Source organism: Leptospira venezuelensis, assembly GCF_002150035.1.
Classification (GTDB): domain Bacteria; phylum Spirochaetota; class Leptospiria; order Leptospirales; family Leptospiraceae; genus Leptospira_B; species Leptospira_B venezuelensis.
The window spans coordinates 955,458-968,672 of the sequence record NZ_NETS01000010.1; the positions used below are offsets into that span (position 1 = coordinate 955,458).

The window sequence follows — 13,215 nt, forward strand, 5'->3', positions numbered from 1 at the left end:
AATCTTATGAAAATGACCCGCTCCACTTTTCTAAAAGCCGGAATTATAAGCGCCGCAGCTTTATTGGGAAGTCGTCAGGGAAATTTATCCGCTCAAAATACAAACTCTGGGAAAAAAGTAATCATACTTGGTGGGGGACTTTCTGGACTTTATGCAGCATATATCTTAGGAAAAACAGGAAGTAAAGTTACTCTGATAGAAGCCACAGATAGAGTGGGGGGAAGAGTTAGATCTATCCAAGATCCTTCCGGCCATGTTGTGGATCTAGGAGCTGAATGGGTTTCTTCCGAAGACAAAACCGTTCGTAGTTTAGTCAGGGAACTTGGATTAAAAATACAATCTTCTCCTTTGGTTCCTGATCTGTTTTTAGGAACTTATAAAAAAGCAGGCACTTGGGAACTTTCTCCCAAATCCCAAGAAATCCTAAGTAAATTAGTATCACAAAATTCTAAATTAGACACTGCGCAACAACAGGCTTTAGATCGTATCAGCATTTATAATTATCTAGTTTATCAAGGAGTCAGTCCGGAAGATCTGACTTTACTTGGTCATAAACTTTCTCTTCATTATGGAGATAGTATTCGTGTACTGTCAGCGGAGAAGGTATTGAGCGATCTTGCACAATTTCCTCAAAGGAATAGCAAGATAGAAGGTGGAATGGAAAATATCGCCAAGACCTTGGTAATGAATATAGAAAATACCGAGTTTGTTTTTTCTGATCCGGTACTTTCCGTGGATCAAGATTCCGCGGGTGTTACGGTAACTACTGCTTCTGGAAGAAAATTTAACGGCTCTACTTGTATCTGTACTTTACCCGCAAACCAAATCTCTAACGTGAAATGGAATCCTGGATTAGATAAGGAAAAACTTCTCGCAGCCTTAAGAGTACGTTATTCTCAAATCTATAAATTGTTTTTGGTTTTGAAAGAATCTCCTTGGGAATCCTCTCCTTTTGCTGTTCATTCGGATGCGGCCGCCCAATTCTTATATGATGCAGGAACCAAGTCGGATACCTCTGATAAGGTTTTGGGAGTCATTGCGAACGGGGATAGATTTTCAGTATTCGATTCTGCTAATCAGGACCAAAAGGTAGAATATATTCGCCTTACTCTAGATCGCTTGGGCTTAAAAAAAGATCTGCAAATCCAAAGATTCTATTTTACGGAAACTAAAAAGGATTACGTACCAAATGGGATCGCCGAATTTCCTCCTGGAAGTTTTGGATCAGAGATTATTTTAAGAAAACCTTATGATCGTATCTTCTTCGCGGGAGAACATACTGGAGAAATTACTGGAACAGTAGAGGCGGCTTTAAGTTCGGCGATCAAAGCTGTGAATTTAGTATAGCGAACGATCTGCAGTCGTGTAATAGGATCCCGAAGAATTTGGGCCTAAATTCTTTTCAAGTTCTATACATTTTTGTAATGTTATTAGACAAAGAGTCGAAATTAGGATGATTGAAAAACTATGATTGTTATTCATAAAGAATTCTCTTTAAAACAAAAATAACCTTTGGATGTTAAAACCGGTTCGTTGGTATACTTACATTCAAAATATTTTTCGAAGGAACATTTGGACTTATTTACCTTCCATCCTTCCGAAGATACTTGCTTGAGGACCTCCTCAGTTACTAGGCCGTCAAGATCCGGATCGTAACGTAAGTATAAGTCTCCTTTGACACGGGCGATATTCAATAAACGTTTTTCTAATTCCGCAAAACTTACTTTATTATCATCGAACGGACAATTATTCTTTAATCCTACTCCCTTTAAATCCGAAATTACCAAAACGTTTTGATTAAAGGTGTATTTTCCTCTTAATAACCCGGTTGAGCAACCCCCTCCTTCTTCTTGCATGTCGACGTACAAATCTGCAATGTTTGCATAGAGGGCCAGACTTTGTTTTATATTTTGGGCGCATCTATCTCTGTAAAGTTTGTATAAAACTGTCTTCTTCTTTCCCTTTGCCGGTTCAGTATTGGACAGGAATTCGCCGAGCACGTATCCGTTGGATTCAGGATAGTAATACCAATAAACTTTTATCCCATTTTGAATTTCAAAGGTTTGAGCTTTTTCGGTTTGGATTTTAGTTCCGTAGGGTAGAAATCCGATTTTGTCGGATTTTTTATCCGGACGAATTCTAACGTTCAGAATATCAGCCGTTACAAATAATGTTTGTAATTTTCTATCGGAATCGGACGAAATGGGAAGGTTGCTCGCGAAAAAATATATTATAAAAATGAAAAATATTAAGCTACAGGAAAAGGAATTGGATCGTTTAAAATAGAAAAACCCGGATATCATTCTATTCTTAAAATAATATCCGGGCTCTTTGTAGAAAAGAAAATTATTATGAATTAATCTTCGATTACGCTCATTGCGTATTCGGAGATTGCATCCCTTCTTTGTTCTGCAAAATCTTTGTGGAACCAAAGGTTTTGGATCTTAGAAGCTTCTTTTTTATTTCCGATGGTGATCTTAGTCATACACTCATCTACCGCAAACTTCATTGCTTCTTTTCCGGTCTCTCCAAGTCCTTTGTTCCTTTTTTTACGGACGATTTGACCACCGGATTTTTCCACTCGTTTGACTAGAGCATCATAATCTTTATCGTCGATACAGAATATTGTTTCAGTCTTTTTAGAATCTCCACCTTTTATATCCACCTCGTAAAGAGGAGCGCTGGATATATGGATCAGCCCTAAGTCAAAAAGTTCGGGCCAGTATTCATAAAAGAAAGAAAGCATCAAAGAACGAATTGCATATCCGTCAAAGTCCGCATCAGTGATGATACTTACTTTATCATAATTCAGTTCTTCAATCGATTTTACTTTTTGGTCCAGAGGAAGTCCCAGGATCGCAACTATATTCTTTAACTCTTCGTTTGCGATCGCTTTCGCAAGAGAAACTCCCTTGCAGTTCATTGGCTTTCCTCTTAAAGGGAATAAGCCGTGAAGTTTAGGGTTTCTTGCAGGGCGAAGACCTGCGATTGCGGAGTCTCCTTCTGCTACGAATAGAACCCGACCAGGATCATTCGGTTTACCGGTAGGAGGCATTAGTTTAGGTATATTCATCTTACTTGCTTTTTTGAGTCCGCGTTGTGCGTCTTCAAAAGCTTTCAGCTGAGTTCTTTTCTCCATTTGGAGTTTCACTTCTTCTAATAAGCCGGTCTTTTTAATGAACTTATCTAAGTGTTTATCTACTGCATTGCGGATGTCTTCGTTCAAGTCGTTGATTAGATAAGACTTATCCTGAGATTTAAAACGAGGGTTCAGAAGCCTTGCATTCACATACATATGAAAGCAGTTTCTTACGTCGTTACGAGTACAGCTTGTTTTGAGTTTTTTCTCTAAGGAAACGATCTGGCTTTTTTTACGAACTTCGTCGCAAAGTCTGTTTTCCAGATATTCAATTGCAGAACCACCTTGAGGAGCAAAGATTGAGTTCACCCAAGTCAAGTTTTTATTCTGACCGATCACTAAGTAAGCTTCCAGATGTAATTGGGATCCGGAAGCTGGAGCATTATAATCCATTTTGTAGTAGGTCAGATCAGAATGTGAGAATATCTCATCTAAACCTTTTTTGAACTTATACTTTTCCTTCTTACCTTTATGAACAAACTGCACTTCCAATCCTGGATTGGTCATTGCGATGTCCTGCAGATACTGTTTCATCAGATCCACATTGAAGGATGTATCTATATTATTAAAATATTTCGGATTTAATTCGAATTCTACTGCGGTTCCATGATCTTCTTTAGAAGCTTTTTCAATCGCTTCGATCATATTTGTTTTTTTGCTGATCGGAACTAATTTTTCAATCTGGTCTTTTGTAAGAAGAGGACAATCATCAAATTTTCCATGCTCGTCGAAGTATAAGAAAACTCTTTCAGTATCTTCTTTAGATAGTTTATAGGAGCGGATCTGTTTTTTCGCGTCTTCGTGAAGAGTGAATAACTTTTTGAAAGTACTACCATCGTTGGTGGTTTTAACTTTGAAGTAAGAAGAAACCATTCTTACCAAAGAAATCCCTACACCGTTCTGGCCGGCCACATGGTCTTGTTTCACGTGGTCATCGAAGTTCTCTCCATACATCAAATGAAGATAAACCCCTTCCGCATTCTTTGCAGGAATACCTCGACCATTGTCTGCAACAGTAACAGTCTTTCTGTCGGAAGAAAGTTGGATGATCAGTTTGGACATCTTATCCTTTTCGGGGATAGATTTGTCCTTTTGGTTCTTGCGGTACTCATCCACCGCGTTCATACAAGCCTCATCCAAACATTTTAGTTTAGCGGGAACATCTTCCAATTCCTCATGTACGATCTCGTATAGATTACCGCTGTTCTTACGGAAAAAATGCTGCTCGAATGTGGAAGCAGAGTTTTGCCCTAACCACATTCCGGTCCTCATCCTTACGTGTTCTACGTTGGAGAGTTTTTTGAAGTTCCGTTCCCCTCCGGTCGCGGGCTTCTTTTCGGTTTTGGTTTTAGCAGTGCTCATTCCTTGTCCCATTTATCCTTCAGCTCGGATAATTCTCCGACCATGAATTCTGTTAATTTTTTATCTTCTTTCACAAGCCCTTGGTATCTGGAAAGGGCAGTTTTTGCTTCTACGATAGCTTCTTCACATTTACGAACTTCTTCCAGAGTCATTCTATAGATTGGAATAGAAGCCAACCATTCGTAGTATACGAATTTCGATTTTTGGAGTTTATCCTCGAAATCCTTTTTAGATTTAATACCGATTACTTTTTCGTTCCACTTTTCTTTGATGAAACGAATTAACTCTGAGTTTCTTTCGATCTTCTCTTGTTCTAAACCAGCCAAACGTTTGAACCTGCGGATCAAGTGGGTCTTTCTGAAATCGCAGAAACGCTTGATGATCTCTTCCGGTCCGAAGTTTTTCAGACGACCGTCATAAGTGATCACGTTATTAGCTAAAGTCTGTGTATCTTCTTTGGAGATAACCGCAGCGATTTCTTTCGCGCTAGGCTTTTCTCCCTTTTTATAATTCAGTTCTATACGGAATGTTTGGCTGGAATGATCCACATAGTCTTTCAACCAAGAATCTTTTCTTTCCAGAATATCATCTAATAGATTTATTACCTTCTCTCTATTCCAGTTCATTGGAGCGTCAGTAAGATAGAGAGTATCTCCTTCCCAAGTAAAACCGAATGTAGTGGTCATTGTAATATTGCCCGCTTCGGTTTTCGCCATTTTCACTTCGCCCTTGTAATCCTTGTACCAAGGTTTTAGAGGAAGAGGCTTTTTGGTTTTGAGATAATTAATCTGAGAATTGATAATCGCAGAAAGTTTGTGTCCAGGAATGAAACAACGGAAACCAGTTGCAATTCCCATAATATTGTTTAGAAGGACGATCGGAACTTTTCCTACGAAGTGGATCGGTTCATCTTCGGTCTCGTCATAGTTCTTAACGTAATCTATATCAGGTAAACTTTCGAAAAATCCTAGATCTTTTACGAAGTCGGAAAGTTTTACCTCGGTGTATCGAGGAGAAGCGATCGCGCTCGGATCCAAAACATCTCCGAAAGTTCCTTCACCTGCAACTAAAGGTTGATTGTTTGCGAAAGTAAAATCCTGGGCCATCTGAGAAAGAGCATCTTGGATGGATCTGTCTCCGTGTGGGTGATATCCCATTGCGAGTCCCGCTACTTTTACTGTCTTAGTGTAGCGGTTTCTTGCGTCCGAATTCCACATAGCCCAAAGAATTCTTCTCTGTACGGGCTTTAAACCATCGATTTCGTGAGGAATTGCCCTGGAATCGCAGACATATCGAGAATATTTTCTCTGATCGTCGTTGACTTGGTCCTCAAATGGTATTTTAGGGAAGTTTTCTTTGCCTGATTTATTGGAATCTTTCATGGGACTTTTATTGCCAAAGGATTTTAGGACGGTTTTACTGTCAACCTTTTAACGTACTACCCGAATTCGTACATACTTTTTAGGAAGAAATCGACTCAAGTTGCAGTAATTCTTACTTTCTCGTTGGGAAACACCGATAAGGAAAGAAAATTTCCCGGTTTTTCCTTGAAGATTCGGACGAAAACGGAAAGTTTTTCAAGAAATCCTCTTTTTCCGGCTGTATTTTTTTGGAACTGAAGTCTCGATCTTATCTCAGAGCAACATTCTTCTTACTAGGTTCGACCTATTTGTTTTTTTCTATGTCCTGTTCTCTTTTGACGGAATGGACAGAAGAAAAACCATTGGTTTCCGACCTTCCGAGTATTCGTATCTATTCTAATATCAGCTCGATCCCTGCGAGTTCGGAATCTTTTCGGAATCAACCTGGCCATCTACGATATTTAGTATTACAGACCCAAGCATCTAAGGAAAAAATTTGGACTGGAGAAGTAGATCTTTGGGAAACGAAAGAAGATTTCCATGTTACTCTTCCTAAAGGGATCGTTTTTCCAAAATTAAGTTTTAAAGCTTCTTTATTCACCGGTTCTGCAAGATTAGAAGATGGAGAATATTCTAATCCTAAACAAGTTTCATTTCATCCACAAGGTGTTCTTTCTTGGCATTGGGAAGGAGAAGGTTTCAGATCTGGGATAAATATTCCTTCTCCTAAACAACTCAATCTTTCTGATTGGGGACTTCTCTATAATTTTTCCCAATCAGGAATTGTATGGGTTGCCAAAGAATATAGAAGTTTAGGTAAGAATGTAGAATTGAATTGGGAGAATGTTCGTAATAGCCGTACTAGTTTGAGTACGGATTATACAAGCCCTGGTGGCAGAAGTTTTCCTTACGCAGACTACGATTATAAGAACCAAATCTTCCAATATGTAAATTTGATAGAAGGTAGGCTTCCAGTTTGGACCTTCAGAGAAGAAGGTGAATATCGCTGGGCCTGGGGAATTCTTCCGGAAGATCTATTATCTTCTAAGAACGTATCCCAATGGAAACAAAAGAGAAAGGAAGAATTCGTATCTATGCATTTTTATGATACTGCGAATAATATTCCGTTTACTGCTTTGGCCGATTTAAAGAACTATCCAATCATCCTCTTAAAAGATTACGACAATGCCAGAAAATAAGGAAGTTAGAACCAGGTTTGCACCATCACCAACCGGTTTCCTTCATGTGGGCGGAGCTAGAACCGCTTTATTCAATTACTTATACGCCAAATCCCAAGGCGGAAAATTTTTACTAAGGGTAGAAGATACGGATCAAGCCAGATCCACCGAAGAATCTTTTAAAACCATCCTTGAGTCCTTAAAATGGTTAGGGATAGAATGGGATGAAGGTCCTCATATAGGAGGTCCTTACGGTCCCTATGTACAATCCGAAAGGATCTCTATCTATAAAGAATATACGGAAAAATTAATCTCCGAAGGAAAAGCCTACCGTTGCTTCTGTACTCAGGAAGAATTAGAAGCAAAGAAAAAGCAGGCAGAGGCAATGGGAGTCCCTTACGTTTACGATGGACTTCATGCAAACATGAGTGAATCAGAAGTTCAGGAAAAATTGAAAGCTGGAACTCCTTATTCTGTTCGTTTTAAAACTCCTTCTAAAACTTTGATTTTTGATGATATCATCCAAGGAAAAGTGAAGTTTGAAACAAAGCTGATCGGTGACTTCATCATAGTAAAATCGGACGGTTTCCCTTCTTATAACTACGCTGTGGTTGTAGATGATGGTCTCATGAAAATTTCTCATGTGATCCGTGGAGTAGGGCATCTTTCTAATACACCTCGCCAGATATTGATCTATGAGGCGCTTGGTTTTCCTGTTCCTGAGTTTGCTCACGCATCCGAGATCGTGGGAATGGACGGTAAAAAATTATCCAAACGAGCGGGAGCTACTTCTATATTAGCATTTCGTGATTTAGGATATTTGCCTGAAACATTCTTAAATTATATGGCTCTACTCGGTTGGACTTCTCCAGACGGCCAGGAATATCTTCCGGGTGATATTCTTCCTAAAACATTCGATGTACATCGTTGTTCAAAATCACCTTCTACTTTTGACGTATTCAGAAAACCGAAAGGTGGAGACGAAGAAGTTGCAACTAACTTCTCCAGCTTAGACCAAATCGCGGAAGCGATGAACCCTAAGTCTAAATTGAATTGGCTTTCTAATAAATACATCAGAGAACTTCCAATCCAAAAAGTAGCAGATAGTCTGGTACCTTTTTTGGAAAACAGAACGGATATTCCGGTAGAATACAGAGATCCAAAAAACCAAGAATTACATTCTCTGGTGGATAGCGTTAGAGTGTATTTGGACAATTTACGCCAGGCACCTGACTATATCGCAGAATTTTTCGTATCCGACTTGAAAGTTGAGGATGGAGAAGCGAAAGAAATTCTTTCCCAAGAATTTTCTCCCAAAGTTGTCTCAACATTTTACGAATTATTAAAAAAGTCGGATCCTAAAACCGATGAGGATTATAAGGCTTTAATGACCCAAGCGGGAGAACAGACCGGCCAAAAGGGAAAGACCCTGTTTATGCCGATCCGAGTCTCCGCTACAGGAAAAGCTCACGGACTCGAGTTACCTATCCTATTCCCTCTCTTAGGGAAGGAAAAGCTACTCAAACGAATAGAGAAAATCTCGGTACAAGTAGGAATTTCTTTACCTTAAGATTTTTTCGGGGGTTTTTTGTTGCAAAACCCCCCTTTCGGTCTGTATTAATATATAGAGGGACTTCTCAGATAAGAAATGAGGGATACGGCCGATTCACTTTTGGTTAGGCATCATTCGGGTTCGTACGTCATGTTCCTGCCTCCCGACTTAGCTAGCATTCGGGAGTTCAGAAGAGCACTTCGTCAATCCTTGGAGGAGAATACCTTTATCTCTAAGGATATCCAGCAGATTGAGCTCGCAGCAGACGAGGCTCTTACCAACTCAATCTCAGCAAATTGTAATTCCAGTTCCGAAGAAACAATCATCTGCAGATGGATCGTTGATAATTCTAAATTTACTTTATGGATTGTGGACTATGGTTCCGGTCTGAAAAAAGAAAAGATAGAAGAGCAGGTAACGGAAGCCAAACCTTCTTCTCTCCAAGAGTTCTTAAAAAAAGTAAAGACTTACCAAGAAGGGAAATGTGAGGTTCTTCCTAATAGAGGAAAGCTTACCCAACATAGAAATTTAGGTAAAGGTTTACTCATCATGCAATCCTTAATGGACTCTGTGAAGATCATGTACCATTGTAAAGAAGGAAGAATTTCCTCAGACCCTACTGATTCCAGTATCCGCGGGTCCATTATCGAATTAGCATTCGATTCTAAAAAACACTGACCTTGACTCTAAACGAATACGCCCAATTTCTTTTAAGTTCTCCTAACCTGGAGGATAAGTTATATTCTCCGGAAAAAATGCCGGAAGATACTCTTTGGCCAAATTTTGTTCCGAAAGATAGACCGGAGAGATCTTCTAAGATAATTTTCTCGGATAAAAAATCAAAAATGCCTCGGGTGGAACATTTGAATTCCGAGGAGAATAGAATACTTTCTCTCCATCATTTTGCGAATCATGAACTCATGGCCGTGGAGATATTTGCCTGGGCTATATTAAAATTTCAGAATGCTCCTTCTTCCGTTCGTAAAAGTTTGTTCAAAACAATTCTGGAAGAGCAAAAACATCTGAGGCTTTATTTGGGATCCATCAGGGAATGGGGAATGGATCTGGGAGATCGTCCTCTTAATTATATCTTTTGGAAACAAACTCCGAATATGCAATCATTGCAAAAGTTTTTTGCAATCATGGCTCTTTCTTTCGAAGGTGCCAATTTGGACTTTTCAATGATCTACCAAAAGGCGTTCGAAAAATTCGGGGATCAAAAACGAGCCGATATCATGCAGATCGTTCATGATGACGAGATCAGGCATGTAAAAAGGGGAGTTAAGGTAGTGTTCTCGGACGGCACTTCTCGAGAACAACAATGGGAGAAATATTTGCAATATTTGACCCATCCATTCACTCCCAGAAGAGCAAAGGGGTTTCTATATTTTCCGGAGCTTAGGACCAAGGCGGGATTATCGATCGAGTTTGCTGAGGCTTTAGGAGCTTATACGGACGAATACGATGGTACTACAAATGCTAGGATCGTAAAAAATGTGTTCGGTATGGAGGCTAGTTAAGGCCTAGGAAATCGATAGACATCTACTTTTCTTGGAAAGAAGCTGTAGTTCAGAATATGTTTCGTTTCGTTTCTTTTTCCCGAGTACTGATCCTTTTTTCAGTATTCATTCTTCTCATAGCTTGTAATTCAAAAACACCATCCGATTCCAAGATCATCTCCCTAACCATTCCAGAGTCCGAAGAAAAAAGCCCCGATGTGGTGCTTAAAAAACTTGGGAACTTGGACGAAGATCCCGATCTTGAAGTTTTCTCCTTGGTCCGAAATGGAACCGAAGAGATTCTCGCAGTTTTTAAAAAACAAAACGGAGAATGGGCACTCCAGTCCAAGATAGGTTTTAATCTTCTGAACATCGGACCCTTCATTCATGATCCTAAGGCCTCCACATGGAAGGCAGGAGAAGATGAGAATGCAAAAGAATCAGGCTATGTAGTTAAAAGAATTTTAATGGAAGAACTTCCTGGGGATTCTTTCAATTCTCTCTTTTTAGAAGTTTTGAGTGAAGAGCCTCCTTTAGGTCTTTTTTCCGTTCCGTATGTGATCCGTAAGGGTGAGAAAATTTTAGATGGACTTGCTTCTCTGAAAGATCATCAGTTTTTAGCAAAATCAAAGCGGATCGATTTCTCTTATAATAAAGAAGAAAAAAATCTAACTATCTTTCCGAATAATCGTACTTATGCTCAGAATTTTAATTTCAACGGATGGGAATTAGTTCCTGATGTTCCGAGTGTTGCTGCTCCGGGATTATTAAGTGTAGAAGCTCCTGCAGAATGGAAAAAGGATGTAGCATCCGAAGTGGTGATTTGGTTCAAGAACAGAGGATCTTATTCAGGAACTACTTATATCACTCTTTCATTTCCTCAAGGCGGAAAAGTGGAGATTGACCAAGGGAAAGAGGGACTCAGATATTATTCTCCAGGATCTTCTGTTTATTCTTTCGAAAAAAAATATATCAACTCTAAGTTTCCTTTATTAGAAATTACGAAAGAAGGTTGGGCGAGAAATCATAAGTACGGAGTCCGTTTCAAATACACTCCCGCGGAGGATGGTGTTCCAAGTTTACTAATTCGTTCTAGTTCCAAATCTTATAGAGACACTATTAATCTTCCTACCGATTATAGTTCCGTAAAAACAGAAATAGACCAACAGGGTTTTAAAAGTTATCCTCTACAATTGGTGTCGAGAGGAAAGTCCAAGTAAACGGGTCATATCGTGAGTAGTTTCGAAGAACATAAACTTAAACACGCCAAGGTAGAGGTCGTTCGAGCTCAGGTGGAGAGATTTCGCAAATTTTATGCGGACTATTTTCATCTAGAAGAAACGATTTCTATGGTGGAATATTTTTTCGAAACTATTTACAACCTAGATGGTAAAGAAGCTTGGATGCATTTGGCTTTGGACACATACCAAAAAGTAAAAGGTATGATGAAGGAAACGACCAGGGCGAATCTAGAAACTTTGATAGAATTAAACAATCTTACGGATCATCTAGATTCTGAAATGGCACAGTTACTTATCCAAAGAGATTGGGATGGTAAAAAACTTTCTAGAGAAGAATACGACGATCTGTACAAAGCTTACGGTCATAAAGAAGAGAGAGAAAAGCAGTTAGAGATTGTTCTTCATAATCTTAGAACATTCTATGAACTAGCACATAAACCTATCTCTGCTTATTTAATTCGGCCTGCTAGATTTATGGCAGGTCTATTAGGAGTTTCCCTTTTATTCGATTCAGTGGAGAAGGCGTACAACGCAGTTTTACCTGTATCACCTGAAATTTTTGTTTCTTTTATCGAGCAAGTAGAGAGAAGAGAGTCGGAATATCTAGAGTCCGCTTTTTTAAACGGAAAGCAGCCTAAGGAGCCTACTGCTTGAACGGAAGATCTCGTTTTTCCAGATACAGAAAGTCTGTCGAATCCGGTGATGAGAATCGGGACAGATGGCTTTTGACGTATGCGGATATGATCACACTTCTTCTTGGGCTTTTTATTATCTTATATTCTATTTCTCAGGTAGATCAAAACAAATTGAAACAAGTTGCTGATTTGGTCAGAGGTGGATTTGGTCTAGGTGAATCTTTTTTTGAAGGCTCTAATATCACATTAGAAGAGGATCCTTTACTACAACCCAGGACACAAATGTATCGCTTCTGGGAAAGGATCTCTTATGCTTTAAAAAAACTAAAAGAGAAAACAAAATTATTCATTGGGATCAATGAAACAGAAGAGATTCGTATCCAAGTATTTGCTCCTTCTTTGGGAGAGGGTGAATTTCATCCAGATGAAGACACTGACTTCACTTTCAAAAAAGTAGCTGAGGTCGCACAAGGTATGGACGTGGACATTACTTTAAGAGTCCAGGTTCCTTATGCTGAGCAAGCAGGGCAAGGTTTCAGAAATATTTGGGAATATAATGCTCATCGTGCCGGTTTGATTGCAGAAACACTGGCCGAAAAATATGGAATTTCCAGAGAAAGACTTTCTGTTCAAGCATATCACGGATTTAGAAAGTTAGGTCAGGAAGATGGTCCTAGTCCTGAAGTGAAAGCTTCTCAAGAAAGAATAGAAATCATCATTCGTAAACGAAGTAAGGAAGAATAAGGAATGATCTCCAAAATAAATAAAACTGTAATTCCTTTAGGGCTGATTCTTGTATTGTCGGGAGCAGTCTTCTCATTTGGCTGTTCCAAAAAGAAAAAGGCTCCGGCTGCGCTAGAATCCATATGGAAAGCGGATCAGAATGGTGTTGAGAATTCTAACGGATTCGCATGGGTTTCCAAATATTGTGAAAAGGTCAGACAATGTGCAGATACTGACATGAAAACCTTAAAGCCAGACTCGGAAGCAATCCTCGAAAAAAGATTAAGAAAAGATTTTTGTTTAGAAAAATTTAAAGAATCTAAAGTATATATATTGGCTGCTCAAGAACCTAAATTGGTTATCGATAAGACGATCTCTTGTTTGAAAGCAGCAACGGAAGCAGATTGTTCTTTGATCAAAAAAGGAGTTTCTGAACTTTCGGAAGATTGTAAATGGTTACAAACTCTTCAAAACTCTAAAGAATAAAAATATAAAGGTCTAAAAAGACCAGGGTTATAAACCCAT

12 protein-coding genes are annotated in these 13,215 nt (G+C 39.1%); 9 read left to right on the forward strand and 3 right to left on the reverse strand.

The window, feature by feature from the left end; translation table 11 throughout:
• The first annotated feature begins 6 nt into the window (after positions 1–6).
• Positions 7–1,347, forward strand: coding sequence for a flavin monoamine oxidase family protein (locus tag B1C82_RS11665; RefSeq protein ID WP_086447729.1), 1,341 nt, complete (start codon positions 7–9; stop codon positions 1,345–1,347).
• A gap of 131 nt (positions 1,348–1,478) precedes the next feature.
• Here B1C82_RS11665 and B1C82_RS11670 read toward each other — a convergent pair whose 3' ends face one another.
• Genes B1C82_RS11670 through B1C82_RS11680 form a run of 3 tightly spaced genes read right to left on the reverse strand, consistent with a single transcriptional unit; the run spans position 1,479 to position 5,883 of the window.
• Positions 1,479–2,303 carry an SH3 domain-containing protein gene (locus tag B1C82_RS11670; RefSeq protein ID WP_086447730.1) on the reverse strand — a complete coding sequence of 275 codons (825 nt, stop codon included), beginning with the start codon at positions 2,301–2,303 and terminating at the stop codon, positions 1,479–1,481.
• 53 nt (positions 2,304–2,356) lie between these two features.
• Positions 2,357–4,501 carry a toprim domain-containing protein gene (locus B1C82_RS11675; RefSeq protein WP_086448585.1) on the reverse strand — a complete coding sequence of 715 codons (2,145 nt, stop codon included), beginning with the start codon at positions 4,499–4,501 and terminating at the stop codon, positions 2,357–2,359.
• Positions 4,498–5,883 (reverse strand): DNA gyrase subunit A, encoded by a 1,386-nt coding sequence (locus B1C82_RS11680; protein WP_086447731.1) that lies wholly within the window; start codon positions 5,881–5,883, stop codon positions 4,498–4,500. The genes B1C82_RS11675 and B1C82_RS11680 overlap by 4 nt, the downstream gene beginning before the upstream one ends.
• A 227-nt stretch (positions 5,884–6,110) precedes the next feature.
• Here B1C82_RS11680 and B1C82_RS11685 point away from each other — a divergent pair, with 227 nt between their 5' ends.
• The 8 genes from B1C82_RS11685 (at position 6,111) to B1C82_RS11720 (ending at position 13,176) form a co-directional block, all read left to right on the forward strand.
• Positions 6,111–7,061, forward strand: a complete 951-nt coding sequence (locus B1C82_RS11685; protein ID WP_086447732.1) for an LIC_13346 family putative lipoprotein — start codon at positions 6,111–6,113, stop codon at positions 7,059–7,061.
• Entirely contained in the window at positions 7,048–8,610 is a 1,563-nt protein-coding gene (gene gltX, locus B1C82_RS11690; protein WP_086447733.1) for a glutamate--tRNA ligase, read from the forward strand. Before B1C82_RS11685 ends, gltX begins: the two co-directional genes overlap by 14 nt.
• Positions 8,611–8,688: 78 nt before the next feature.
• Positions 8,689–9,270, forward strand: a complete 582-nt coding sequence (locus B1C82_RS11695) for an ATP-binding protein (protein ID WP_199775756.1) — start codon at positions 8,689–8,691, stop codon at positions 9,268–9,270.
• Positions 9,271–9,272: 2 nt separating this feature from the next.
• Entirely contained in the window at positions 9,273–10,112 is an 840-nt protein-coding gene (locus B1C82_RS11700; protein ID WP_086447735.1) for a DUF455 family protein, read from the forward strand.
• A gap of 56 nt (positions 10,113–10,168) precedes the next feature.
• Entirely contained in the window at positions 10,169–11,311 is a 1,143-nt protein-coding gene (locus B1C82_RS11705; protein ID WP_086447736.1) for an LIC13341 family surface-exposed protein, read from the forward strand.
• 12 nt (positions 11,312–11,323) lie between these two features.
• Positions 11,324–11,986, forward strand: a complete 663-nt coding sequence (locus B1C82_RS11710; protein ID WP_086447737.1) for an FFLEELY motif protein — start codon at positions 11,324–11,326, stop codon at positions 11,984–11,986.
• Complete coding sequence (locus B1C82_RS11715; RefSeq protein WP_086447738.1) at positions 11,983–12,711, forward strand: flagellar motor protein MotB; 729 nt, start codon at positions 11,983–11,985, stop codon at positions 12,709–12,711. The genes B1C82_RS11710 and B1C82_RS11715 overlap by 4 nt, the downstream gene beginning before the upstream one ends.
• Before the next feature lie 3 nt (positions 12,712–12,714).
• A complete protein-coding gene (locus B1C82_RS11720) occupies positions 12,715–13,176 on the forward strand; it encodes a hypothetical protein (protein ID WP_086447739.1) in 462 nt (153 codons plus the stop codon).
• Positions 13,177–13,215 lie beyond the last annotated feature (39 nt).

Coding starts and splice junctions, on each gene's coding strand:
- B1C82_RS11665 (WP_086447729.1), top strand. CDS start 7: ATGAAAATGACCCGCTCCACTTTTCTAAAAGCCGGAATTATAAGCGCC.
- B1C82_RS11670 (WP_086447730.1), bottom strand. CDS start 2,303: ATGATATCCGGGTTTTTCTATTTTAAACGATCCAATTCCTTTTCCTGT.
- B1C82_RS11675 (WP_086448585.1), bottom strand. CDS start 4,501: ATGAGCACTGCTAAAACCAAAACCGAAAAGAAGCCCGCGACCGGAGGG.
- B1C82_RS11680 (WP_086447731.1), bottom strand. CDS start 5,883: ATGAAAGATTCCAATAAATCAGGCAAAGAAAACTTCCCTAAAATACCA.
- gltX (WP_086447733.1), top strand. CDS start 7,048: ATGCCAGAAAATAAGGAAGTTAGAACCAGGTTTGCACCATCACCAACC.
- B1C82_RS11695 (WP_199775756.1), top strand. CDS start 8,689: ATGAGGGATACGGCCGATTCACTTTTGGTTAGGCATCATTCGGGTTCG.
- B1C82_RS11705 (WP_086447736.1), top strand. CDS start 10,169: ATGTTTCGTTTCGTTTCTTTTTCCCGAGTACTGATCCTTTTTTCAGTA.
- B1C82_RS11720 (WP_086447739.1), top strand. CDS start 12,715: ATGATCTCCAAAATAAATAAAACTGTAATTCCTTTAGGGCTGATTCTT.